Here is a 22,466-nt window from a genome sequence, read left to right as displayed (position 1 = left end):
GGCCGCTCAGACCCCGACGCCCCCGAAGGCGAGGCGCGCCGCGATCGCCAGCATGACCACGGCGACGAGCGCGTCGAGCACCTGCCACGATCGCGGCGTCGCGAAGAAGCGGGTGAGCGCCCGCGCGCCGTAGCCGAGCAGGAAGAACCAGACGATGCTCGCGAGCGCGCCGCCCGCGACGAACCACCACCGCGCGGGATCGCCCTGCGCGTTACCGATGGAGCCCATCAGCACCATCGTGTCGAGGTAGACGTGCGGGTTGAGGTAGGTGATGGCGAGGCAGGCGAGCACCGTCTTCTTGAGAGAGCCCCCCGATCCCTCGCCCGCGACGAGCGCTTCCGGCCGCATGGCGCGCCTCGCCGCCGTCCAGGCGTACCAGAGCAGGAACGCGACTCCGCCCCACCGCACGACCTCGAGCACGACGGGCGCGCGCTGCACGACGAAGCCGATTCCCGCGACGCCGAGGAATTCGAGGAGCGCGTCGGTGAGCCCGCAGATGAGCACGACGGGGAGCACGTGCTCGCGGCGGATGCCCTGGCGCAGCACGAAGGCGTTCTGGGCGCCGATGGCGACGATGAGGGAGAGGCCGCTGCCTGCGCCGACGAGAAGGGGGAGGATCACGGAGACGACGTTACGGGGCGCGAACCGGCTCGCGCTACTTCAGCGTCACTGCATATTCTGAATGTACATAAGCAATACTTCAGAAGGAGGAGCGATGGATCTGCCGGTCGAGCACCTGGGCACCTTCGCGGCGATCGTCGACGAGGGCAGCTTCGAAGGCGCCGCCCGGCACCTGCACATCACCCCCTCCGCCGTGAGTCAGCGGGTGCGCGCCATGGAGCAGCGCGTGGGCACCGTACTGCTGCGGCGCACGCGCCCCGTCGAGGTCACCGAGGCGGGATCCGCGGTGCTGCGCGCAGCGCGGCAGCTCGCCCGGATCGCGGACGACGTCGCCGCCGAACTGGGCGGAGGCCAGTCGGGATCCCTCGTGCCGCTCGTCGTCAACGCGGATTCGCTCGCGACCTGGGTCGTCCCCGCGCTCGCGCGAGCCGCGCGGGAGACGGGAGCGCGCTTCGAAGTGCTGCGAGCCGACGAGACCGTCTCGACCGCGCGGCTGCGCAACGGCGAGGCGATGGCGGCGCTGACCGCGACGGCCGCGGCGGTGCCCGGCTGCACCTCGACGCTGCTCGGCGTCGATCGCTACCACGCGGTCGCGGCACCCGACTTCGCCGCCGAGCACTTCGCCGCGGGCATCACGGCCGATACCCTCGGAGCCGCCCCCATGATGGAGTTCGATCGGCAGGACATGTTCCAGCAGCGCTTCATCTCGTCGGTCACGCGCGCCCGCATCGACCCGCCCCGCCACTACGTGCCGTCCTCTGCGGAGTTCGCCACCGCGATCGAGCTCGGCATGGGATGGGGCATGCTTCCCGAGCGCCAGTGCGCCGAAGGGATCGCCGCCGGCCGCTTCACCGATCTCAGGCCGGGGGCGCCCGTCGAACTCCCCCTCTACTGGCAGCGGTGGAATCTGCGTTCGCCGGTGCTCGATGCGCTCTCCGCGATCATCGCCGACGAGGCCGCCGCGGTGCTCGACCCGACCCCGGCCCGGCGCCTGCAGGGGCAGCCGGGCCGGGGCCGCTGAGAGGGAGCGCCGCTCGTCAGGACGCGAGCGGGTCGGCGATGCCGACGTAGACGGTCTCGAGGAACTCGAAGATGCCCTCGGCACCGCCCTCACGGCCGAGGCCCGACTGCTTCACTCCGCCGAACGGCGCGGCCGGGTTCGAGACGAGTCCGGTGTTGAGACCGAACATGCCGGTCTCGATGCGCTCGGCGAGGCGCAGCGCGCGGTTCAGGTCGCGCGTGTAGGCGAAGGCGACGAGACCGTACTCGCTCGCGTTGGCCAGGCGCACGGCCTCGGCCTCATCCGCGAACGAGACGATCGGCGCCACCGGCCCGAAGATCTCCTCGTTCAGGATGCGGGCATCGGCCGGCACGCCGGTCAGTACGGTGGGCGGATAGAAGAAACCCGGGCCGTCGGGCGCCCGGCCGCCGATCTCCAGGTCGGCCCCGTCTGCGACGGCCTGGTGCACGAGCTCGTCGACCTTCTCCCGGGTGGCCTCGTCGATCAGCGGGCCGATCATCACGCCCTCCTCGAGGCCGGAGCCCTGCACGTACGCCGCCATGCGGGCGCTCAGCTTCGAGCTGAACTCCTCGATGACGCTCTCGTGCACGAGCATGCGATTCGCGGCCACGCAGGCCTCGCCGCCGTTGCGCAGCTTCGCGACGAGCGCGCCCTCGACCGCGGCGTCGACGTCTGCGTCCTCGAAGACGATGAAGGGCGCGTTGCCGCCCAGCTCCATCGACACCTTGAGCACCTGTTCCGCCGAGTCGCGGATGAGGCGCTTGCCCACCTCGGTGGAGCCCGTGAACGACAGCTTGCGCAGGCGCGGGTCGGCGATGATGGGACCGGTGACCCTGCCCGCGGTCGACGTCGGGATGACGTTCACGACGCCGGCGGGCACGCCGGCCTCGGCCAGGATCGCGGCGAAGTAGAGCGCCGTGAGCGGGGTCTGCTGCGCCGGCTTCAGCACCGAGGTGCAGCCCGCTGCGAGCGCGGGTGCGATCTTGCGGGTGGCCATGGCCAGCGGGAAGTTCCACGGCGTGACGAACAGACTCGGGCCGACCGGGCGGTGCAGCACGAGCAGGCGGTTCTTCCCGTCGGGCGACACCGTGTAGCGCCCGTCGATGCGCACGGCCTCCTCCGAGAACCAGCGCAGGAACTCGGCGCCGTAGGCCACCTCTCCGAGCGATTCGGCGAGGGGCTTGCCCATCTCGAGGGTGATGATGCGGGCCAGCTCCTCCTTGCGCGCGATCGTCAGCTCGAAGGCGCGGCGCAGGATCTCCGCGCGCTCGCGGGGCGCGGTGGCGGCCCACTCCTCCTGCGCTGCGACGGCCGCATCGAGTGCGGCTGCGCCGTCGGACTCGGTCGCGCTCGCGATCGTGGCCAGCACCTCGCCTGTTGCCGGGTTCAGCACGTCGAGGGTGGCTCCGCCCTCGGCGTCGCGCCACTCCCCGCCGATGAAGAGGCCGGTCGGGGTGCGCTCGGGAAGCGCGCTCATGCGGCGACCCCCTCGGCGACGGTGGCGGATCCCTCGCCCGATGAGGCGCCCGCGCCGAGGCGCAGCTCGGTGCCGAGCAGATCCTCGTACAGCTTGAAGGGCGTCATCTCGCCCGCCCGGTCGCCGTAGGAGCGCCGCGCCCGGCGGAACACCTGCTCGACGAGCGCCGACAGCTCGCTCGGAACGCCGACGGAGCGGGCCAGATCGCTCGACAGCCCGAGGTCCTTGCAGGCGAGGGCGATCGCGAAGCCCTCGTCGTAGTCGCCGTGCTCCAGGATCGAGAGCACATCGCGCTCGAGGAAGTTGCTGTTGGCGGGGCTCGCGATGAGCGAGCGGCGCAGCACATCGAGGTCGACGCCGGCAGCGGTTCCGATCGCGAGCACCTCGGCGGTGGCGACGAGGTGCGAGAACCACAGCTGATTGATCATGAGCTTCACCGCGTAGCCCGCGCCGTGGCCGCCGACGTTGATGATGCGCTCTGGATCGCCCATGGCCTCGAAGACCGGGAGCAGTTCGGCGAAGACCTCGGGATCGGCTCCCACGAAGATCTGCAGCATGCCGCTCGCGGCGCCCACCGACATGCCGCTCACCGGGGCGTCGACGACGCGGATGCCGCGGGCCTCGGCCTCCTCCCGAACGCCGTCGGCGACCTCGGGCACGGAGGTGGACATGTCGATCCAGGTCTTGCCGGCAGAGAGGCCCGCGAGGATGCCGTTCTCGCCGTGGAGCGCGGCCGAGACGATGCGCGGGGTGGGCAGCATGGTGATGACGACGTCGGATCGGCGGGCGACCTCGGCGGCGGTGTCGGCCCATTCGGCGCCGCCCGCGAGCAGCGACTCGGCGGCTTCGCGCCGCAGGTCCGTGACGACGAGGCGGAAGCCGCTCTCCTGCAGGTTGCGGCTCATGCCGGAGCCCATGTTGCCCAGGCCGATGAAGCCGACGATCGGGCGCTTCGTGAGATCAGCGTGCGACATCTGCGGCGACCTCCTCGCTCGGGGTGTAGAAGGGATTGCGGGGCGCGTTGCGCGCGGCGATGACGGCCTCGGCGCTCGGCGCGTTCGCGGCGCCTGCCTCGAGCGCTCGGCGCGTGGCCTCGCGGTTGTTGCGGTAGATCGCGTCGAGGTCGTCGGTGCCCGGGTTCACCCAGACGGCCGCGATGAGCGCGTGCGTCTCGGTGTACGACTCGGGGATGATCCCCTCCGCGACGGCATCGGCGACGCCGGCTGCGACTCCCGCCTGCGCGGGGCCCCAGATGGCGGTTCCGTGCAGATCGTTCGCGGGCGAGGCCTTCGCGACGAAGAGCGTCATGGGCTTCACCGGCAGCGAGGGCTGCAGCACCGCGACGAAAGGCACGAAGCCCTCGCTCGGGCTGGCGAGCGCGGTGGCCCAGGCGGTGCCCACCGGCCCCTGGCGCTCACCGAGCACGGTGTTGATGTGGGCGGCGTTGACTCCGTCTCCGACGAAGCTCTCGCCGAGTTGAATGCTCTCCGTCATCGGATTCCACTCCCTCGTTCGAACCGCCCTGCGGCGGCGTTGCAACTGACGCCGGAAACGATAGGGAGGTGGGAACTATATACGCAATTGATGTTGCGCATATCGGGCCTAGATCCAGTATTGTCGAGCCGACGTACGCTCCCAGCAGATCGGAGACCTCGCTCATGCCTCACGCCCTCGAGTCCGCTCCCTCGGTCGCCGCCGCCGGTCGCAAGAACTCGGCCGGCCTCGGCCGCGACATCGAGCTGCTGGAGCTGCTCGCAGGCGAGGCCTCCGCGCGGGCGGGCGGGATGGGCGTCACCGAGCTCGCGCGACTCACCGGGCGGAGCAAGACCGTGGTGTCGCGCGCCCTCTCGACCCTCGCCGCCGCAGGGCTCGCCTCGCGCGACCCCGACAGCGGCCGCTACGCCGTAGGCCCCCGCATCTTCGCGCTCGCCGCCCGCACCGCGGAGGCGCAGCTCGTGCGGCTCGGCAGGCCGGTGCTGCGCGGGCTCGTGCGCGCGACGCACGAGACGAGCCACCTCTGCGTGCTCGCCCACGGCAACGTGCTCACCCTCGCGAGCGAGCTGAGCCCGCACGAACTGCGCTCGGCCGGCTGGGAGGGCGTCACGACCGCGGCGTGGCGCACCTCATCGGGGCGCGTGCTGGTGAGCGAGTGGGACGAGGGATCACTGCGCGCCTGGTACGACGAGCACGGTCGCGACGAGACCGTCATCGGCCGCGAGGCCTTCGACCGGGAGTCGAATCCGTTCTTCCTGCTCGAGACGCCCCCGTCCGCCGACGCCCGGGTGCTCGACTACGACTCGCTCTGGGAGGAGGTCGGTCGCATCCGGCGCAACGGATACGCCGTCATCGAGGGCGAGTTCGAGGCCGGTGTCATCGGCGTCTCGTCACCGGTGCACGATCACACGGGGCGCATCGTGGCCGCGCTCAACGTGAGCGGGCCGCAGGAGCGCCTGGGCGAGCGGGTCGACGCGCTCGCGACGATCGTGCGGCAGGCGGGCGCGGCCCTCTCGCGGTCCCTCGGCGCGGGGGCCTCTTCCGCGGCTCCGTCCACCGGTTGAGCGAGGAGCCTGCGACGAGTCGGAACCGTCGGCGGTCCCTCCGCCCCCGTCGCGGTAGCCTGGAACGGCATCCGTCATATCCGCACCCAGGTGCACCGAGGAGGATCCCATGTCCCTCATCCCCGAACTGCTCGGCGCCATCGGATCGGGGTCGCTCCGCGTCGTCGACCTCACCAACAAGCTGCACGCGTCGACGCCGACGCTGCGGCTTCCCGATCCCTTCGCGAACCTCATCGACTTCTCGCTCGAGACCGTGAGCGAGTACGACGAGCCCGGCCCCTTCTGGAAGCACGCGAACATCCACACGGGCGAGCACATCGGCACGCACATCGATGCGCCGGTGCACTGGATCAGCGGACGCGAGGGGCGCGACGTTTCGGAGATCCCGCCCGCCCGCCTCATCGGGCCCGCCGCGGTGCTCGACTTCACGACGAGCGCCTCGGCCGACAACGACTTCCTGCTCGACATCGCTCACATCGAGGCGTGGGAGGCCGAGCACGGCTCGTTCGAGCCGGGCACCTGGCTGCTGCTGCGCACCGGCTGGGACCGCTTCGCCGACTCGCAGGAGGCGTTCCTGAATGCCGACGAGACCGGCTCGCACACGCCGGGGTTCACCGCCGAGTGCGCCGCATGGCTCGCGGGGCGTCCCGAGATCTCGGGCGTCGGCGTCGAGACCGTCGGCATCGACGCGGGCCGCGGCGCCGAACTCGACCCGCCGTTCCCGATGCACTACCACCTGCTCGGCGCCGACAAGTACGGCATCACCTCGCTGCAGAACCTGGCCCTGCTGCCCGCGAAGGGCGCGGCGATCGTGGTGGCTCCGCTGCCGATCGTCGGCGGCACGGGCAGCCCGGCGCGCGTCTACGCGCTCGTCGAGGCGTAACCGCGTGGCCACCGTCGCCGACCTCGTCGGTCGCGCGCTCGCGAGGCTGGGCGCCGGGCACTGCTTCGGCGTCGTCGGCTCCGGCAACTTCGCGGTGACCGCCGCCCTGCGATCGGCGGGTGTGCCGTTCACCGCGACCCGCCACGAGGGCGGTGCTGCGACCATGGCCGACGCCTTCTCGCGCATGTCGGGCACGGTCGGCCTCGTCTCGGTGCACCAGGGTTGCGGCCTCACCAACGCGGCGACGGGGATCGGCGAGGCCGCGAAGAGCCGCACGCCCGTGATCGTGCTCGCCGCGGAGGCCTCCGCAGCCGCCGTCGGCTCCAACTTCTCGATGGACCAGGACGGCCTCGCCCGTTCGGTCACCGCCGACGCGCACCGCGTGCACTCCCCCGAGAGCGCCCTCGCCGACGTCGTGCGCGCCTTCCGCGCAGCGCGCGACGAACGGCGCACCGTCGTGCTGAACCTGCCGATCGACGTGCAGGCGAAGCCCGCGCCTCCCGAGGCCTTTGCAGCGCTCGAAACCCTCACCCCGCCCCTCCCACCAGTGCAGCCGTGCGCCGACGAAGACGCCGTCGCCGCGCTCGCGGCGCTCATCTCGAGCTCGGAACGGCCCGTGTTCGTCGCCGGGCGCGGCGCGCGCCACGCAGGCCACGAACTGCGAGCCCTCGCGTCGGCGAGCGGCGCGCTCCTCGCGACGTCGGCCGTCGCCAAGGGACTCTTCCGCGGCGACCCCTACGACCTCGGGATCTCCGGCGGATTCTCCTCGCCGCTCGCGGCGGAGCTCATCTCGGAGGCCGATCTGATCATCGGTTTCGGCTGCGCGCTCAACATGTGGACCATGCGCCACGGCCGGCTCATCGGCGATGCGACCCGCGTGGTGCAGGTCGACCTCGACCCCGCAGCGCTCGGGGCGCGGCGCCCGATCGACCTCGGAGTGCTGGGCGACTCCGCGAGCACCGCGACGGCGGTGCTCGACGCGCTCACGCGATTCGGCGCGGATCCCTCGCCCCGGTATCGCACGCCCGAGATCGCCGCGCGCATCGCGGCCTCGGCCCGGTGGGCCGATGCGCCGCTCGACCCGCCCGACCTCTCCGGCACGAGCGCCGACGGCGAGCAGCTCATCGACCCGCGCGTGCTCAGCCGCGAGCTGAACGCGATGCTGCCGGCCGAGCGCATCGTCTCGGTCGACTCCGGCAACTTCATGGGCTACCCCTCCGCGTACCTCGACGTGCCCGACGAGCACGGCTTCTGCTTCACCCAGGCCTTCCAGTCGATCGGGCTCGGCCTCGCGACCGCGATCGGCGCCGCCGTCGCGCGCCCCGACCGCCTGCCCGTGCTCGGCACGGGAGACGGCGGCTTCCTCATGGGGGTCGCGGAGCTCGAGACGGCCGTCCGGCTCGGCCTGCCGCTGCTCGTGGTGGTGTACGACGACGACGCCTACGGCGCCGAGGTGCACCACTTCGGCACCGACGAGACCGTCGACCTCGGCACCGTGACATTCCCGCACGCCGACATCGCGAGCATCGCGCGCGGCTTCGGCGCCGAGGGCGTCACCGTGCGGCGCCCCTCCGACCTCGTCGCGGTGCGCGAGTGGCTCGACAGGGATCCCTCGCGCCCGCTCGTGCTCGATGCCCGCATCGCCTCCGACGGCGGAGCGTGGTGGCTCGCCGAAGCCTTTCGCGGGCACTGACGGCCGCGCATGCTGGGAGTGCTGCAGGGCTTCGCCGTGATCCTCGGGATCATCGGCGCCGGCTACCTCGCCGCCGTCTTCCGCGTCGTGGAGGGCGAGCAGCGCCGCGTGCTCAACAGCACGGCCTTCTACGTGGCCACCCCGGCGCTGCTGTTCTCGGTGCTGAGCACGAGCGATCCCTCGGTGATCCTCTCCCCCGTCATCCTGGTCACGAGCCTCGCGGCGCTCATCGTCGCAGCGCTCTTCGTCGTCTCATCCCGGCTCTGGTTCCGCCGCGACCTCGCGAGCACGACGCTCGGAGCGACCTGCGCGGGCTACGTCAACTCGAACAATCTGGGCCTGCCCGTCGCCGTCTACATCCTGGGCGACGCGGCCTACGTGGCACCGCTGCTGCTCGTGCAGCTCGTCGTGTTCGCCCCGGCCGTGCTGTCGATCCTGGAGAGCACGCGCGGCAACTCCCGGGGCTTCCTCGTCGCGCTCGGGCGCGCCACTTCGAACCCGATCATCCTCGGCTCGGTGGCGGGCCTCGTGGTCGCGCTCCTGGGCGCGCAGGTGCCGGAACTCGTGAGCGCACCCGTGGAGATGCTCGGAGCCGCCGCCATCCCGATGGTGCTGCTGAGCTTCGGCGTCTCGCTCCGGGGCCAGCGCGCGCTGCAGCCGGGCACGGGCAGGGCCGCCGTCTTCAGCGCCGCCGGCCTGAAGGTGCTGCTCATGCCGCTCATCGCCTGGCTCCTCGCGAAGGCGCTCGGGCTCGGGCCGCACGAGGTGTTCGTCGCCACCGTGATCGCCGCCCTGCCCACGGCGCAGAACGTCTACAATTACGCCGCGACCTACCGCCGCAGCGAGACGATGGTGCGCGACACGGTCTTCCTCACCACGTTCGCCTCGCTGCCCGTGATCGCGGGGATCGCCTGGCTGCTCGGCTGAGAGGCCGCGCGGGAATAGCCGCGGTCTTACCGCGGTTGCAGAAGTGCGGAACACCCCATCGTCCCGAGGAGACCACCCGCATGACCCCACGCACCGCCCAGACCAGCGCACCCGTGATCGAACCGCTCGCCGAGCGCTGGAGCCCCCGCGCCTTCGACACCGACCACACCTTCCCCGAGGGCGCGCTGCGCGGCATCATGGAGGCTGCGCGCTGGGCGCCGAGCGCGAACAACACGCAGCCGTGGCGGTTCATCATCGCCCGCCGAGGCGGCGAGAGCTTCGCCAAGGTCGAAGACACGCTCATGGGTTTCAACCGCACCTGGGCGGGCGCCGCCGCCGCGCTCATCGTGAACATCGCCGAGACGACCGACGCCGAGGGCAAGGATCGTCCCTGGGCGGAGTACGACCTGGGCCAGGCCGTCGCGCACCTGAGCGTGCAGGCGCACGCCGAGGGGTTCTACACCCACCAGATGGGCGGCTTCGACCGCGAGGCCATCCGCACCGCCTTCGAACTCGACGAGCGTCTCGTGCCGGTCTCGATCACCGCGATCGGCGCGATCGGCGACGCCGAGCAGCTGTCCGAGACGCTGCGCGAGCGCGAGACCGCGCCCCGCACCCGCCTCCCGCTTGAGGACATCGTGCTCGTGCGCGACTGACGATCGCGCACCCGCCGGTCCGGCGTCATCTCCCCCGCTGGTCGAGCGAGCGAGCGCCGTGTCGCGCGAGGAGCGACGGGCGCTCGCTCAGTCCATGACCACTGCCTCGTCGCCTTCGAGCCTCAGCGCGCTGATGAGTTCGGCAGCGTGAGTCGTCGAGACGATCACCCGCGAGAACTCGTCGAATTCACCGATCCAGCCCCGCTCCCCGCGGTGCCCCGGCAGGTCGAGATCGATCACGACGGCGTCGCGGCCCGACCTGGCGAGCACGAAGTCACGGCCTGCGGAATTGCGCCAGGTTCCGGTCGCGAGCCTGCCGGGCACGTGGGTTCCGGGAGCGCGCACGCCGCGGATCCAGACCCACGGATCGTCCGTGATGATGGCGGAGGAGATCGCGGAACGGTCGAGCGAGATGTCTCGTCTGCGGAAGGCCGTCAACTGCTCGGCCGCGGTGAGCCGGATCACCACCCGGTCCTGATGCACCTCGACTCGAGCCATGCGTTCAGCCTAGTCGAGGGTATCGCTCTGGTCGATGACCGACTCGACGGTGTCTACGACGGCCTGCTTCTGCTTGTGAAGGGGGTGGGAGCTGTCGTCGGCTTCCAGAGGCAGGCCCAGCGAAACGGCAGTCTCGTGGGCATTGACGCCGACGCAGGCGAGGATGGTCGTCTCGGGCAGGTTCGGGAACTGCTCCGCCACCTCCATCGCGATCTTCGGCGAGGCGACGAGCAGGGCGTTGATGCGCCCGGACTCGATGTCCTCGCGGATGTGCACCGAGGCCGGAACACCCACGGTACGGAACGCGAGCACGGGCGTGACGTCATGGCCTCGGCTCAGCAGGCCGGTCGTGAGCACGGGGGTGGCGACGTCCGACCGCAGCGTCAGCACGCGCAGCACCTCGCCCGAGTCGATCTCCGGCCACTCTTCGAGCAGCGCGTGCGTCGTATTGTTGTCCTCGTGCGGCGTGCGGGTGATGGGATAACCGGCGTCGCGGAAGGCAACGGCCGTGGCCTCTCCGACCACCGCGACCTTCGTATCGGGGTGGATGACCGCGTTGTGGTGCTGCAGCACATCGGCGACGGTCGAGCTCGTGGCCGTCAACCAGTCGAAGCGCCCCTCCTCGAGCTCCTTGAGCGCCTGGACGAGCTTGTCCTCTTCGCTCGTGTGAGCGAAGTCGACCAGCGGAGCGATCACCGTCTGCGCTCCCTGCTCGCGCAGGGCCTTGGATACCAGGTTGCCCCAGGTCCCGCCACGGGGAACGAGCACACGCAGACCACTGAGCGGTTTCGCCTCAGCCGACATATACCCCACTCACTCGACACATAATCGCTTGGGGCCCTTCCTACGTGCTCGCGCACCGGAAAGGCCCGGGTCCGGGAGCGTTCCCGGCTTTCCCCTATTCTTACCCTGCTTCAGCGAGGACGCAAAACGAGCGCCTCGCGGAACCGGAACGAAACCGAACTGTGACCTGTTCAGCCGAATCGCTTCATCACCGCACTGACGGCGCCCCAGACCGCCAGACCGGCGATGGCAGCGACACCGGCCACCCCCGCGGCGAACACGACGGGACGCTCGCGCTGTTCCGCGGCCAGGCGGACGCGCGCGTCCGCAACCGCCTCGTCGACGCGCCGCGCATAGTTCAAACGGTCCTGGAGCTGGCCGAGCGTCTGGTAGAGCTCGGCGCGAGCACGGGCCGCCTCATCGATTCCGTGCTGCCGGTCGTGCGCGTTCATCGCCAGTTCCCTTCTCCGCCGGGATGCGGCAGATGCGACGATTCTCGTGGCTCGGCGTTGATGCGCACCTCGCCTACGGCTTCGAAGTCCTCTCCGACCCGTTCGAGCGTCTCCTCGGGAACGGGGTTGCCGCGCTTGATCAACGCGATGCCCGCGAGCACGGCCGCGGCGGCGAGCAGCAGCAGCGCGCCCGCAACGGCGAGCGCCGCCGCCCACCACGGCCAGACGAGCGCGAGCGCGGCGATCGCGGCGATGACGAGCGCCTCGAGCATGAAGAACAGGAAGAACAGTGCGACGAGGATCGCACCTGCGCCGATGCCGGCGTTCTTCGCCTTCGCGATCATCTCGCGCTTCGCGTTCTCGTACTCGATCTTCACGAGCGCGACGATCTGCTGCGGCAGGCGGGCCAGCAGCTCGAAGGTGCCGGGCTGATCCTTCCTACGGCTCATGCGGCACCGCCGACGTCGGCGGAGTCACCCGCCGTGGAGCCGCCGGGCTTCGAAGCGCCAGACTTGGCGCGGCTCGGCTTCTTCGCGCTGCTCGACTGCGACGAGTTCGACGACGCACCCGCAGCATCGCCGCCGGACGCCGCGCTTCCCGAGACCTTCCCGCCCGAACGACCGGTGCCCGAGGCAGAGCCGTCGGAGGAGGAGTTCGGAGTACTCTCCGAGACCGAGCGAGCCCCCGCGGCGCTGCCCGCGGAACCACGACCCGAGCCGCTGAGGAGGTTCTTGCCTGCCTGCACAGCGGCGTCTTTCAGACGATCGATCTGTCCCTGGGCGACGCCCTGCACGGCCTCGACGCCGCGCTGCACCGGTGGGGTGTTCCACACCGTCCGGGCACCGCGCTTGATCTGCTCGTAGCGTTCGCGGCCGGCTCGACTTCCGAGCACGTATCCGACTGCCGCACCGAGCACGAATGCGATCTTGCCCTTCATACTGCCTCCCACCGATAGCGATGTTCAGAAACTGCCCTCAAGCCTACTCGCCCCGAGAAAGTCGCGATACATGCCTTGACCGCCATATAGCTCTGGGTTAGGCTACCCCGCCGTTGGCAGAGTCGACGTCTCGGATGGGTGCGGCAGGAGGCCGAGCGATCGAGCGTCCCACCCGGGCGAAGCTCAGTCCGAGATGCCGGTGAGCCTGCGGCGGAGCGCGGTGGCCGACGCGGTCGCATCGGCCACCGCGACCGCGAGGTCATCGCCGTGCAGCTCTCGGCCCACCGCGAGCAGACTCGGGTCGGCCTCGCGTTCGCCGACGAGCCGCGCACGGGCGGCGTCGCGCTCCGCCAACGAGACGTAGGGCGCTGCGCGCCACTCGACGCGAAGAGGGGAGAGCGCGGTGAGCCCCGCGGCCTCGAGCACCGTCCTCGCTTCGCCCGCAGCGCTTGCAGCACCTGTCGCGCATTCCGCGTCTTCCGAGGTGACCGCGGGGCCGGCCAGTCGGGCGACCATACCGCCGTCGTGCTCTCGAACCAGACGCACGGACCAGGCCCCTCCCGACGCCTCGACCGTGCTGAGCGCATCAGCGAGTGCATCTGCGGGCGCATCAGCGGCGTGCGCATCGGCGGACGCCGCCGCGACGGCCTCGACCTGAGCGCCGGTACCCGTGACGGGAACGACGGTGCGCGCACGCCGGTTGGTCGGGCGCAGCACCGCCAGCGCCTCGGCGAGTGCCACCGGGAGCCGCACGCTGGTGTCGACCACAAGAGCCTGGGCCTCGCAGGCCTCGTCTCCGTGGCGCACGGCCCAGGATCCCTGCCCGGTCTCGACCTCGAAGCCGGTGCCGGTGATGCCGTCCACGAGGTCAGCAGCGGCGTCGAGTTCGAAGAGCTCGACACCGTAGAGGGCGAGCCGGTCCATGAGCGCCGCCCGCAGCGCGGGCCAGCCGCCCGCGGGCGCGACCCGAGTTTCACGTGCAACATGCCGTTCGGAGTATGCGAGCACCGCTCCCGAGAGGGATCCGGCCAGCGTGAGCGCCTCGTTCAGGCCGGGTGCCGCGACCGCGACCTCGACATCCGCGACTCCGAAGCGCTCGCGCACCAGTGGTGCGACGAGACGGTCGAACACGGCCTCACCCATGCGCAGGTGCACGAGACGCCCGAGTTCGTGCGTCTTGCCGATCGTGAGCAGGGGTTTCACCCTGTCGAGATAGGCGCGCACCGCGGCACCGCCGCGGAGGAACGCGAGCGACTCCGAGGATGCGGGCACAGCCGGGATGCCGAAGACCGAGGGTTGCGGCACCGGCGACCATCCGCCACGGGCATCGGCCATGAGCACGCGCCCCGGGGCCTCGGCCGTCGGAAGCGCTGCGGGAACGGCCGGGCCGCCCCCGGAGATCGGTGCGGCGATGCGATCGAGGAGCGCCGTGAGCGCGTGGTCGGGATCCGGCTCCCCGGTCTCCGGCCACACGCCTGCGCCGGGCAGCAGCACTCGCACGCGCAGGCCGACCTCGGCGAGCTCGAGTGCCGCGGCGAAGGCGGGCAGGCTGTCGCCGACCACGCATGCGTCGAGCGACGCGATCCTCTCGGCGGTCATCGATTCTCTCCTCGCGCCGCTTCCGCGTCGGAAGAACCGCTGTCAGCGGCCCCGCCGTGCTCCACGGCTCCGTCATGCTTCGCGGCCCCGCCGTGCTCCTTGGCTCCGTCATCCTCCACGGCCCCGCCCGGCTGCATCCGCCCTCCGTCGGAATCGGGCGCGGCCGATTCTCCAGGCGCGCGAACCGTGTCGAGCGTTTCGATTGCCACGGGTGCCTGCGGTGCGAAGCCAGGCACGCCCTGCGCCGATTCCGCCGGGGGCGCCTCCCAGCCCGTTTCCACGGGCACCTCGACCAGGTCGATTCGAGTGCGGCCGTAGCGGCCGGCGCGGAAGACGACCGCGACGATCCACGCGTAGAGCAGCAGCCCGAGCAACTGCCCGATCGCCGAGCCCGGCCCGCCTCCCGCGTCCGCGGTCTGCGCCGTCTCGCCCCCGATCGCCGCCGCCATGAATCCGAAGGCCACCAGGTTGTTCATGACGTGGATCGCGATGGCGGCTTCGAGCCCGCCGGTGCGCCAGGTGGTCCACGCCGCCACGAGCCCCATGAGACCGACGGCCAGCATGCCCCAGAAGGTGTAGATGTGCATGAGCGCGAAGAGGAGCGAGGGCACGAAGATCGGCAGGAACGGCGAGCCCGTGAGACGGCCCGCGACGAGGGCGAGCGCCGCGAAGACCGCCGAGACGATCGCGAAGCTCGTGAAACCCTCCCCACCGGAGAAGAAGAACACCGCACCGGCGAGCAGGGCGTACCCCGCGCTCACCGAGATGTAGAGCCCCGGGTTCTTCGTCCAGGCGCCCACCACCTGGGCGAGCATGCCACGGAACATCAACTCTTCGGCGGTCGCCTGCAACGGCATGAGCAGCACCACGAAGAGCATGGAGAGCAGTGCGGCCCCGAAGTCGAACGCGGGCGCCTGCGTCTCCGCGGAGCCCGACCCGGCCCCCGGCTGCTCGAGCAGTGACGGGTCGAAGGCGAGTTCGAGTGCGATGCCGAGCAGGTTCATCAGGAACACCGCGCCCACCGCGAGCCCGATGCACGCGAACAGCAGCTTCCAACGGATCTTCAGCGCCACCGACCAGACGCGGCCGCGCGGCCGTACGCCCATCACGAGCATGGTGAGCCACACCGAAGGGATCATCACGATGACCGAGAGCAGGCCCATGAGGATCGAGAGCGGCTTCTGCGTGTCGAGGGCCAACTCGGCGGTGAGCGCGTCGGCGAACACCAGCGGGTCGCCTCCGAGCAGATCGGGATTCTGCACCAGGATCAGCGCCACCCAGATCGCGGAGACCACGAGCGTGGCGAGCAGGTAGAAGGTGGCGGCGAGCAGCGCCACCACCAGCGGCTTCCACCACCGATAGCTCGTGACACCGCGGTACAGCCGGTGATACTCGAGCGGCTCGGTCTCGACCACCCGGGTCGGCCGCGCCTGCTGCGCCCACGCCCAGTTCGCGGGCGCGGCGGGGGCCGGCGCTTCTGGGCCGGTGCTGGTCATCTCGATCCCTTTCGGTGGAGAAAAGCGTAGGGCAGGATCCCTCGCTGAAGATCCTGCCCTACGCCTCTGACATTCTCGCGAGAACCGCGGCCGGCGCTACGCGCCGCGCAGTCGCTCCCGCCCCTCGCTCCGCTCCGTGGGCTGCCGCCGTGTGCGGCACCGGAGCGGCTGCTTCCGGCGCTACGCGCCGCGCAGTCGCTCCGCCAGGTAGGCGTGCAGACCGGAGAGCGGCACGCGCTCCTGCTGCATCGTGTCGCGCTCGCGCACGGTCACCGCGTTGTCGTCGAGCGAGTCGAAGTCGACCGTCACGCAGAACGGCGTGCCGATCTCGTCCTGACGGCGGTAACGGCGACCGATCGCGCCGGCGTCGTCGAAGTCGATGTTCCAGTCCTCGCGCAGATCGGCCGCGACCTCGCGGGCGAGGGGCGAGAGCCGCTCGTTGCGGCTGAGCGGCAGCACCGCGGCCTTGATAGGCGCGAGGCGGGGGTCGAGGCCGAGCACCGTGCGCTTGTCGGTGCCGCCCTTCGCGTTCGGCACCTCCTCCTCGCGGTAGGCGTCGACGAGGAACGCCATGAGCGAGCGGGTGAGGCCGGCTGCGGGCTCGATGACGTAGGGCGTCCACCGCTCGTTCTTCGGCTGGTCGAAGTAGCTGAGATCCTTGCCCGAGTGCTTCGAGTGCGTCGAGAGGTCGAAGTCGGTGCGGTTCGCGATGCCCTCGAGCTCGCCCCACTCGCTGCCGGTGAAACCGAAGCGGTACTCGATGTCGGCGGTGCGCTTGGAGTAGTGGGAGAGCTTCTCCTTGGGGTGCTCGTAGAAGCGCAGGTTCTCGGGGTCGATGCCGAGGCCGACGTACCACGCCATGCGCTCGTTCATCCAGTACTCCTGCCACTCCTCGTCGGTGCCCGGCTCGACGAAGAACTCCATCTCCATCTGCTCGAACTCGCGGGTGCGGAAGATGAAGTTGCCCGGCGTGATCTCGTTGCGGAAGCTCTTGCCGATCTGGCCGATGCCGAACGGGGGCTTCATGCGCGCCGCCTGCAGCACGTTCGCGAAGTTCACGAAGATGCCCTGCGCGGTCTCGGGGCGCAGGTAGTGCATGCCGGCCTCGTCGTCGACGGGGCCGAGGTAGGTCTTGAGCAGGCCGGAGAAGGCGCGGGGCTCGGTCCACTGGCCGCGGGTTCCGCAGTGCACGCAGACGATGTCGGCCATGCCGTTCTCGGGCTCGCGGCCGTGCTTCTCCTCGTAGGCCTCGATGAGGTGGTCCTCGCGCTGGCGCTTGTGGCACTGCAGGCACTCGACGAGCGGGTCGCTGAAGACCTCGACGTGGCCCGAGGCCTCCCACACCTGCTTCGGCAGGATCACCGAGGAGTCGATGCCGACCACGTCATCGCGCTTCTGCACCATGGACTTCCACCACTGGCGCTTGATGTTCTCCTTGAGTGCGGTGCCGAGGGGGCCGTAGTCCCAGGCCGAGCGCGAGCCGCCGTAGATCTCACCCGCCTGGAAGACGAAGCCGCGGTGGCGGGCGAGGGCGATGACCTTGTCGAGGCGGGACTGCTCAGCCATGTTCTGTTTCACTCCAAGGGGCAAGCGGGGATCTTGGGAATCGGGCGCGGATTTCGCAAGGGATCCTGACGCGCCGATCCCCCAGTCTACCTGCGATGCCGCCGAGCGGAGACGCGGTCCGGTGCGGCCCGAAACGTCGGAGCGCGCTCACACCGATTCGACGTTCGCCGCGAGCACGGCCGCGATCTCCTCGAGTTCGAGCCGCGACTGCGCGACCGCGAGCACCAGGTCGAAGGCCTCGTCGTTGGTGAGTGTCGGGCGCAGCCCGTTGATCTTCAGAAAGGCGAAGGTCGGGATCAGCGAGAGGCGCGGCAGTCGCGCTCTCGATCCCCCGCGGCACCTGCGGGCCGCGGCACACCAAGACCGTGGGGCGCACTATTCCTCGCGGGGCGCGTTGCGTTCGAAGGCAACGCGCCCCACGGCGAATAACCTGCCCCACCGCACACTGGCGCGCCCGAGCGATCGCCGCGGCCGGGCGCTTCGCCGCCTCAGCCGCCGAGCACGAGGTTCTCGGGTGCCTCGCCGGCCCGCATCCGGTCGATCTGCCTGCGGATCAGCGCGACCATGCGCGGCAGCATCGCCGAGGAGTCTCCCCCGACGTGCGGGGTCACGAGCACGCCGGGGCAGTCCCAGAGCGGGTGATCCTCCGGTAGAGGCTCGGGGTCCGTGACGTCGAGCGCGGCCCGCAGACGCCCGCTGCGCAGTTCGGCGACGAGCGCGTCCGTGTCGACGACGGGGCCGCGCGCGACGTTGACGAGCAGCGCCCCATCGGGCATCGCGGCGAGCGCATCACCGTCGATGAGGTGCTGAGTCTCGGGGGTCAGCGGCACCGCGAGGATCACGACCTCCGCGCCGACGAGACAGTCGCGCAGCTCGGAGAAGGCGTGCACCGACACGGTCTCGCCCGCGAGGTTGCGCTCCTCGCGGGCGCTGCGGGCCACGCGGGTGACCTCGACCTCGAACCCGGAGAGCCGCGCCTCGATCGCCTTGCCGACGCCGCCGTAGCCGACGAGCAGCACCCGCCGATCCGCGAGGCTGGGGAAGGATCGCAGCTGCCACCTGTGCTCGTCGCCCGCGCGCACGAACTCGGGCAGCCCGCGCTGCGCGGCGAGCGTCAGCGCGAGCGCGAGCTCGGCCGTCGAGGTCTCGTGCACGGTCGCGGCGTTCGCGAAGGGGAGCCCCTCGGGCAGGTGCCGGTCGACGCCGTTGTACCCGATCGACTGCCACTGCACGAGCCCCACCTCGACCTCGCCGAGCCGCGAGAGGCGTCTGGCGCCGCCCCAGTAGGGCGGCACGGCGATGTCGATCCGGTCGACGGGGGCGGGCCCATCGAGATCCCAGGTGACGAATTCGACGCCCGGAGCCCCCTCCAGGGATTCGCGCAGGCCGGGGTCCGTGGGCAGAGAGACGACGAGATCAGGCATGGCCCGAGTGTACCGAGCCGCGCTCAACAAGGGAGGAGAGCAGGGTTTCGCTGAGGAAACAAGACCGATCCCCATTCTTCTAGCAATTCAGCAAGAACAGGTGTAGATTTCTGCTCATACAGCTAATCAGATGCGATTGAGTTGTTGACACGGATTCAGATCCCTGGCCGCCCCAGCGGTTTCTCGACGTTGAGAACAGAAAGTGACGCGCACATGCAGACCACGAGCCCCGCGACCAAATGGGTGATGCTGGCCCTCTCCTACCTGGTGCTGATCGCCTGCTTCATCCCATACATCGGCTGGAGCGTCAGCCTCCTCGACATCCTCGACCAGTTCGAGCTCAGCAGCGCCCAGGCGGGCCTGCTCGGCTCGATCACCGCCCTCGTCGGCGGCCTGGTGCTGCCCTTCGCCGGCGTGATCGGCGACCGCATCGGCATCAAGAAGATCATCCTCATCGGCATCGTCGCCGCGCTCATCGGGCAGCTCATGTTCGCGTGGGCGCCCGACTACCTCGTGCTCATGCTCGGCCGCGCCATCAGCGGACTCGGCGTCGGCCTGCTCTTCGTCGGCCCTTACACGATGGCGATCAACTGGTTCGAGCGCGAGCGCAGGAGCGGCATCGCCCTGGGCATCATGTTCACCTCCGACGGCATCGGCTCCTACCTCTCCCTCTACGCGTTCGCGATCGTGCTCACCGCATTCGGCTGGCAGACCGGCTCCGCCATCGGCGGCGTCTTCCTCGCCGTCGTCTTCGTCATCGCCGCGATCTTCCTGAAGGACGCCCCGCGCGACGACGCCGGCGAGGCCGCGGCCGTCGCCGACGCCGACGCCGACGGCCGCTCCACGATCAGCTGGCTCCTCAGCCGCAACGTGCTCGTCGCCGCCCTCTTCTTCATCGGCGAGTGGGGCATCTTCGCGATCGTCGCCGTGTGGATGCCGACCATCCTCATCGAGGAGGCCGGGTGGGATCCCACTCTCGCCGGCCTGCTCGCATCCCTGTACGTGATCTTCGGCATCATCCCGTCGATCCTGTTCGGCCTGATCTCCGACCGCATGAACCGCCGCAAGCCGCTCATCGTCGCGGCCGGCGCGGTGATGACGCTCTCGATGGCGCTGCTGACCATCAGCCTCGCGTCGGGCAACTACGCACTCGTGGCGATCCTGCTGCCGGTCGTCGGCCTGGGCGTCTACACCGGCATGCCCGTCGCGCTCGCGCTCGCCGCCGACTCCGTACCGACCGGCAAGATCGGCGCGGTCAACGGGTTCGTGCTCGGCATCGGCTTCATCGTCGGCGGCTTCGTCTACCCCTACGTCATGGGTGCGGTGAAAGACGCGACGGGCGAGTACACGGCCGGCTTCGTCGCGATGATCGTCGCGACGCTGCTGCTGAACCTCGTGGCGGCGCTCTTCGCGAAGGACGTGCGCCGCGCGCCGCAGCCCGCAGCGGCAACCGCTGCCGACCGAGCGAGCGAAGCCGATACCGCCGGTTGAGCGAGCGTCAGCGAGTCGAAGCCGTGGAAGGCCCTCGATTTCGACTCGCTGCGCTCGCTCAACCGGCGAGGATCGCTGCGCTCGCTCGACCAGCGGGGGCTGCGCTCGCTCAACCGGCGGGCGGAAGCGCTGCGCTCGCTCGACCAGCGGGGTCGCTTACTCGCTCGATCAGCGCGGAGGATCATCCGAGCTCGACGAGCACGACCCCGCAGATCATGAGCGCGATCCCTATTCCCATGAGCGGGGTGAGCGGCTCCTTGAAGAGCTTGCGCGCGAGGATCGCGGTGAGCGCGACGCCGCAGGCGGCCCAGATCCCGTAGGCGATGCCGAGCGGCATCCCGTGGGCGAGCGAGACGTAGAGCAGACCGTACGAGATCGCGTAGCCGAGCAGCACGGGCGCGATCCAGCGCCGGCGGCGGAATCCGTCGGAGTGGCGCAGCGCGAGCGTGGCGCTCACCTCGACGCCGATGGCGCCGGCGAGCGCGAGGTATGCGGCGATCATGCGGGATCCCTCCCCTCGATCGCATCTGCGGCAGCGGCCCGGTCGCGGCCGGCACGACGCCGGTGCAGTTCGGACCCGACCTCCACGACCACCACACCGCAGGCGATGAGCGCGAAGCCGATCGCCATGAGGGGGCTGATCGCCTCGCCGAAGAGCCACCACGAGGCGACCGCCGTGAGCACCACGCCGCTCGCGCCCCAGATGCCGTAGGCGACGCCGATGCCCTTGCCGTTCCGCAGCGTGAGCGCGAGGAACACGAAGGAGGCGCCGTAGCCGATGACGACGACGACCACGAGCCACGGCGCCCGCATCAGCGCCTTCAGACTGAGGGTGGCGGTCACCTCGGAGACGATCGCGCAGAGGAGGAACGCATCGGCCCTGAGCCCGCGAGGGATCACGAGTCGAAGCCCATCCTGAGCTTCTCGAGCAGCCACAGCCACGGTCCGCGCTTGCCGCCGCGGCGGTCGGCGCGCGCCATCTGCGCCGAGGTGAAGCGGATGGCGGGCCAGACGAACGGCTCGGGAGGGAACGGCATCGGCCGCTTGCGCACGAGCCGCGAGCGGGTGCGCTCGTTGTCCACACGGTTGAGCAGATCGAGCATGACGTCGCCGGCGAAGCGAGTCGAGGCGACGCCGAGGCCGGTGAAGCCGCTCGCCGACACGACCTGACCGTGATGCGCCCGGGTGAAGAAGGAGAAGAACCGGCTGCAGGTGTCGATCATGCCGCCCCACGCGTGCGTGAACCGGATGCCCTCCAGCTGCGGGAACAGCACGCCGAGGTGCACGGCGAGACGTCTGAAGGTGGGCTCGCTGACGTCGTACTCGGGCCTGACCCGCCGCCCGTAGTGGTAGATCGCGTCGTAACCGCCGAGCAGCAGACGGTCGCGCCCCGCGGCGTCGGTGAGGAGCCGCATGTAGTGGAAGCGGCTGTTCATGTCGGTCACCCCCTGTTCGAGCTGCCAGCCCAGGCTCTCGCGCTGCTCCGCGGTGAGCGGCTCGGTGACGACGGCGTAGTCGTAGACGGGCACGGTGCGCAGGCGGTTGCGGCGCAGCAGCGAGCGGAAGCCGTTGGTGGCGAGTGCGACGTGGCGGGCGGTGATGCGGGCGCGGGGCGTGGAGACGATCACCCCTTCGCCCCGGCCGATCTCCCGGAGTCGGGTCGCGCGGGTGTGCTCGTGGATGCGCACGCCGAGCTTCGCGCACGCCTCGGCGAGCCCGCGGGCGAGCTTGGCGGGGTTCAGCAGCACGCCGTCGGCCGTCGCCCAGCCGCCGACACGCGCCGCTGCCGTGCGCACCTGCTGCTGCAGTGCGTCTCCCTCGAGCAGGCGAACGGTGGGGTCGGCCTCGGCGAGGGATCGGAGCGCCTGCTCCTGATGCGGTTCGGTGGCGAGCTTGATGACGCCGTGCGGCTTGACGTCGCAGTCGATCCCGTAGCGGTCGATCGTCTTGAGCAGTTCCTCGAGGTTCTGCTCGCCGAGGCGTTCCAACAGCTCGATCTCCCGCGGCAGGTGGATCCTGGCGTTGGAGCGGCCGTGGGTGAGGCTCGGCTCGCAGAAGCCGCCGTTGCGGCCCGACGCCGCCCAGGCGATCCGCTCCGACTCGATGAGCACGACGTCGCGCTCGGGGTAGCGCTCCTTCGAGCGCAGCGCGGTCCACAGCCCGCAGAAGCCGCCGCCGACCACCAGGAGGTCGGTCTCGGTGTCGCGCTCGAGCGCGGGGGCCTCCGTCACGGCGCCGAGGTCGTCGAGCCAGAACGGTACGCGTTCGGCTGCTGCGACGGCTGCTGCGGCAGCGCCGAAGTCTGCGCGCTGTTCGGCTGTTTCGAAAAGCGTCGGGCGTTCCATGCCGGTCTCCTTCGACTGGGGCGGTTGTCAGCTCGCCCC

23 protein-coding genes are annotated in these 22,466 nt (G+C 70.6%); 7 read left to right on the top strand and 16 right to left on the bottom strand.

Annotation, left to right across the window (positions count from 1 at the left end; genetic code table 11):
* Positions 1–6 precede the first annotated feature (6 nt).
* On the bottom strand, positions 7–621 hold the full coding sequence (gene lysE, locus J4H91_RS06565; protein ID WP_208045462.1) for an L-lysine exporter: 615 nt from the start codon (positions 619–621) through the stop codon (positions 7–9).
* A 94-nt stretch (positions 622–715) separates the two neighbouring features.
* Between lysE and J4H91_RS06560 the strand changes: the two genes are divergently transcribed.
* Positions 716–1,642: a LysR family transcriptional regulator ArgP gene (locus J4H91_RS06560; protein ID WP_208045461.1), complete on the top strand. Its 927-nt coding sequence runs from the start codon at positions 716–718 to the stop codon at positions 1,640–1,642.
* 16 nt (positions 1,643–1,658) lie between these two features.
* Here J4H91_RS06560 and J4H91_RS06555 read toward each other — a convergent pair whose 3' ends face one another.
* The 3 genes from J4H91_RS06555 to fae are packed head-to-tail and all read right to left on the bottom strand — an operon-like array spanning position 1,659 to position 4,613.
* Positions 1,659–3,119 carry an NAD-dependent succinate-semialdehyde dehydrogenase gene (locus J4H91_RS06555; protein ID WP_208045460.1) on the bottom strand — a complete coding sequence of 487 codons (1,461 nt, stop codon included), beginning with the start codon at positions 3,117–3,119 and terminating at the stop codon, positions 1,659–1,661.
* On the bottom strand, positions 3,116–4,093 hold the full coding sequence (locus J4H91_RS06550; protein WP_208045459.1) for an NAD(P)-dependent oxidoreductase: 978 nt from the start codon (positions 4,091–4,093) through the stop codon (positions 3,116–3,118). Before J4H91_RS06550 ends, J4H91_RS06555 begins: the two co-directional genes overlap by 4 nt.
* Positions 4,080–4,613, bottom strand: coding sequence for a formaldehyde-activating enzyme (gene fae / locus J4H91_RS06545; protein ID WP_208045458.1), 534 nt, complete (start codon positions 4,611–4,613; stop codon positions 4,080–4,082). Before fae ends, J4H91_RS06550 begins: the two co-directional genes overlap by 14 nt.
* Before the next feature lie 164 nt (positions 4,614–4,777).
* On the opposite strand from fae, the gene J4H91_RS06540 reads away from it, so the two are divergent.
* From J4H91_RS06540 to J4H91_RS06520, 5 genes are all read left to right on the top strand, one after another.
* Positions 4,778–5,677, top strand: a complete 900-nt coding sequence (locus tag J4H91_RS06540; protein WP_208045457.1) for an IclR family transcriptional regulator — start codon at positions 4,778–4,780, stop codon at positions 5,675–5,677.
* 109 nt (positions 5,678–5,786) lie between these two features.
* Entirely contained in the window at positions 5,787–6,560 is a 774-nt protein-coding gene (locus J4H91_RS06535) for a cyclase family protein (RefSeq protein WP_208045456.1), read from the top strand.
* Between the two features lie 4 nt (positions 6,561–6,564).
* Positions 6,565–8,253, top strand: a complete 1,689-nt coding sequence (locus J4H91_RS06530; RefSeq protein WP_208045455.1) for a thiamine pyrophosphate-binding protein — start codon at positions 6,565–6,567, stop codon at positions 8,251–8,253.
* A gap of 9 nt (positions 8,254–8,262) precedes the next feature.
* Positions 8,263–9,180: an AEC family transporter gene (locus J4H91_RS06525; RefSeq protein WP_208045454.1), complete on the top strand. Its 918-nt coding sequence runs from the start codon at positions 8,263–8,265 to the stop codon at positions 9,178–9,180.
* An 80-nt stretch (positions 9,181–9,260) separates the two neighbouring features.
* Positions 9,261–9,836, top strand: coding sequence for a nitroreductase family protein (locus J4H91_RS06520; RefSeq protein WP_208045453.1), 576 nt, complete (start codon positions 9,261–9,263; stop codon positions 9,834–9,836).
* A gap of 87 nt (positions 9,837–9,923) precedes the next feature.
* Here the strand turns inward: J4H91_RS06520 and J4H91_RS06515 are convergent, their stop codons facing one another.
* From J4H91_RS06515 to J4H91_RS06475, 9 genes are all read right to left on the bottom strand, one after another.
* Positions 9,924–10,334: a hypothetical protein gene (locus J4H91_RS06515; protein ID WP_208045452.1), complete on the bottom strand. Its 411-nt coding sequence runs from the start codon at positions 10,332–10,334 to the stop codon at positions 9,924–9,926.
* A 9-nt stretch (positions 10,335–10,343) separates the two neighbouring features.
* Complete coding sequence (locus J4H91_RS06510) at positions 10,344–11,102, bottom strand: uroporphyrinogen-III synthase (RefSeq protein ID WP_341783463.1); 759 nt, start codon at positions 11,100–11,102, stop codon at positions 10,344–10,346.
* 206 nt (positions 11,103–11,308) lie between these two features.
* Positions 11,309–11,569 carry a DUF3618 domain-containing protein gene (locus tag J4H91_RS06505; protein WP_208045450.1) on the bottom strand — a complete coding sequence of 87 codons (261 nt, stop codon included), beginning with the start codon at positions 11,567–11,569 and terminating at the stop codon, positions 11,309–11,311.
* Positions 11,566–12,018 carry a phage holin family protein gene (locus J4H91_RS06500; RefSeq protein WP_208045449.1) on the bottom strand — a complete coding sequence of 151 codons (453 nt, stop codon included), beginning with the start codon at positions 12,016–12,018 and terminating at the stop codon, positions 11,566–11,568. The genes J4H91_RS06505 and J4H91_RS06500 overlap by 4 nt, the downstream gene beginning before the upstream one ends.
* Positions 12,015–12,506: a YtxH domain-containing protein gene (locus tag J4H91_RS15515; protein ID WP_243752722.1), complete on the bottom strand. Its 492-nt coding sequence runs from the start codon at positions 12,504–12,506 to the stop codon at positions 12,015–12,017. Before J4H91_RS15515 ends, J4H91_RS06500 begins: the two co-directional genes overlap by 4 nt.
* Before the next feature lie 183 nt (positions 12,507–12,689).
* Positions 12,690–14,105, bottom strand: coding sequence for a hypothetical protein (locus tag J4H91_RS06490; RefSeq protein ID WP_208045448.1), 1,416 nt, complete (start codon positions 14,103–14,105; stop codon positions 12,690–12,692).
* On the bottom strand, positions 14,102–15,601 hold the full coding sequence (locus J4H91_RS06485; protein ID WP_208045447.1) for a CPBP family intramembrane glutamic endopeptidase: 1,500 nt from the start codon (positions 15,599–15,601) through the stop codon (positions 14,102–14,104). Before J4H91_RS06485 ends, J4H91_RS06490 begins: the two co-directional genes overlap by 4 nt.
* 180 nt (positions 15,602–15,781) lie before the next feature.
* Positions 15,782–17,167, bottom strand: coding sequence for a glycine--tRNA ligase (locus tag J4H91_RS06480; protein WP_208045446.1), 1,386 nt, complete (start codon positions 17,165–17,167; stop codon positions 15,782–15,784).
* 488 nt (positions 17,168–17,655) lie between these two features.
* The gene (locus J4H91_RS06475; protein ID WP_208045445.1) at positions 17,656–18,591 is read right to left on the bottom strand and encodes a 2-hydroxyacid dehydrogenase; all 936 of its coding nucleotides are present in this window, start codon (positions 18,589–18,591) and stop codon (positions 17,656–17,658) included.
* Positions 18,592–18,804: 213 nt separating this feature from the next.
* Between J4H91_RS06475 and J4H91_RS06470 the strand changes: the two genes are divergently transcribed.
* Positions 18,805–20,082, top strand: coding sequence for an MFS transporter (locus J4H91_RS06470; protein ID WP_208045444.1), 1,278 nt, complete (start codon positions 18,805–18,807; stop codon positions 20,080–20,082).
* A 181-nt stretch (positions 20,083–20,263) separates the two neighbouring features.
* On the opposite strand, the gene J4H91_RS06465 is transcribed toward J4H91_RS06470, so the two are convergent.
* Genes J4H91_RS06465 through J4H91_RS06455 form a run of 3 tightly spaced genes read right to left on the bottom strand, consistent with a single transcriptional unit; the run spans position 20,264 to position 22,427 of the window.
* Positions 20,264–20,584, bottom strand: coding sequence for a DMT family transporter (locus tag J4H91_RS06465; RefSeq protein ID WP_208045443.1), 321 nt, complete (start codon positions 20,582–20,584; stop codon positions 20,264–20,266).
* Positions 20,581–20,982, bottom strand: coding sequence for a DMT family transporter (locus J4H91_RS06460; RefSeq protein WP_341783462.1), 402 nt, complete (start codon positions 20,980–20,982; stop codon positions 20,581–20,583). The genes J4H91_RS06465 and J4H91_RS06460 overlap by 4 nt, the downstream gene beginning before the upstream one ends.
* Complete coding sequence (locus J4H91_RS06455; RefSeq protein ID WP_208045442.1) at positions 20,979–22,427, bottom strand: NAD(P)/FAD-dependent oxidoreductase; 1,449 nt, start codon at positions 22,425–22,427, stop codon at positions 20,979–20,981. Before J4H91_RS06455 ends, J4H91_RS06460 begins: the two co-directional genes overlap by 4 nt.
* Positions 22,428–22,466 lie beyond the last annotated feature (39 nt).

The sequence above is a fragment of the Leucobacter ruminantium genome (assembly GCF_017565705.1).
GTDB classification, from domain to species: Bacteria; Actinomycetota; Actinomycetes; order Actinomycetales; family Microbacteriaceae; genus Leucobacter; species Leucobacter ruminantium.
Note: the sequence above shows the minus strand (reverse complement) of the source record. Positions and strands in the feature narration are given on the sequence as shown.

Bases quoted from the DNA above. Each gene is read 5' to 3' on its own strand.
- J4H91_RS06505 (WP_208045450.1), bottom strand. From the start codon at position 11,569: ATGAACGCGCACGACCGGCAGCACGGAATCGATGAGGCGGCCCGTGCT.
- J4H91_RS06490 (WP_208045448.1), bottom strand. From the start codon at position 14,105: ATGACCGCCGAGAGGATCGCGTCGCTCGACGCATGCGTGGTCGGCGAC.
- J4H91_RS06455 (WP_208045442.1), bottom strand. From the start codon at position 22,427: ATGGAACGCCCGACGCTTTTCGAAACAGCCGAACAGCGCGCAGACTTC.
- J4H91_RS06550 (WP_208045459.1), bottom strand. From the start codon at position 4,093: ATGTCGCACGCTGATCTCACGAAGCGCCCGATCGTCGGCTTCATCGGC.
- J4H91_RS06480 (WP_208045446.1), bottom strand. From the start codon at position 17,167: ATGGCTGAGCAGTCCCGCCTCGACAAGGTCATCGCCCTCGCCCGCCAC.
- J4H91_RS06465 (WP_208045443.1), bottom strand. From the start codon at position 20,584: ATGATCGCCGCATACCTCGCGCTCGCCGGCGCCATCGGCGTCGAGGTG.
- J4H91_RS06475 (WP_208045445.1), bottom strand. From the start codon at position 18,591: ATGCCTGATCTCGTCGTCTCTCTGCCCACGGACCCCGGCCTGCGCGAA.
- fae (WP_208045458.1), bottom strand. From the start codon at position 4,613: ATGACGGAGAGCATTCAACTCGGCGAGAGCTTCGTCGGAGACGGAGTC.
- J4H91_RS06470 (WP_208045444.1), top strand. From the start codon at position 18,805: ATGCAGACCACGAGCCCCGCGACCAAATGGGTGATGCTGGCCCTCTCC.
- J4H91_RS06500 (WP_208045449.1), bottom strand. From the start codon at position 12,018: ATGAGCCGTAGGAAGGATCAGCCCGGCACCTTCGAGCTGCTGGCCCGC.
- J4H91_RS06520 (WP_208045453.1), top strand. From the start codon at position 9,261: ATGACCCCACGCACCGCCCAGACCAGCGCACCCGTGATCGAACCGCTC.
- J4H91_RS06555 (WP_208045460.1), bottom strand. From the start codon at position 3,119: ATGAGCGCGCTTCCCGAGCGCACCCCGACCGGCCTCTTCATCGGCGGG.
- J4H91_RS06525 (WP_208045454.1), top strand. From the start codon at position 8,263: ATGCTGGGAGTGCTGCAGGGCTTCGCCGTGATCCTCGGGATCATCGGC.
- J4H91_RS06485 (WP_208045447.1), bottom strand. From the start codon at position 15,601: ATGACCAGCACCGGCCCAGAAGCGCCGGCCCCCGCCGCGCCCGCGAAC.
- J4H91_RS15515 (WP_243752722.1), bottom strand. From the start codon at position 12,506: ATGAAGGGCAAGATCGCATTCGTGCTCGGTGCGGCAGTCGGATACGTG.
- J4H91_RS06515 (WP_208045452.1), bottom strand. From the start codon at position 10,334: ATGGCTCGAGTCGAGGTGCATCAGGACCGGGTGGTGATCCGGCTCACC.
- J4H91_RS06535 (WP_208045456.1), top strand. From the start codon at position 5,787: ATGTCCCTCATCCCCGAACTGCTCGGCGCCATCGGATCGGGGTCGCTC.
- J4H91_RS06540 (WP_208045457.1), top strand. From the start codon at position 4,778: ATGCCTCACGCCCTCGAGTCCGCTCCCTCGGTCGCCGCCGCCGGTCGC.
- J4H91_RS06560 (WP_208045461.1), top strand. From the start codon at position 716: ATGGATCTGCCGGTCGAGCACCTGGGCACCTTCGCGGCGATCGTCGAC.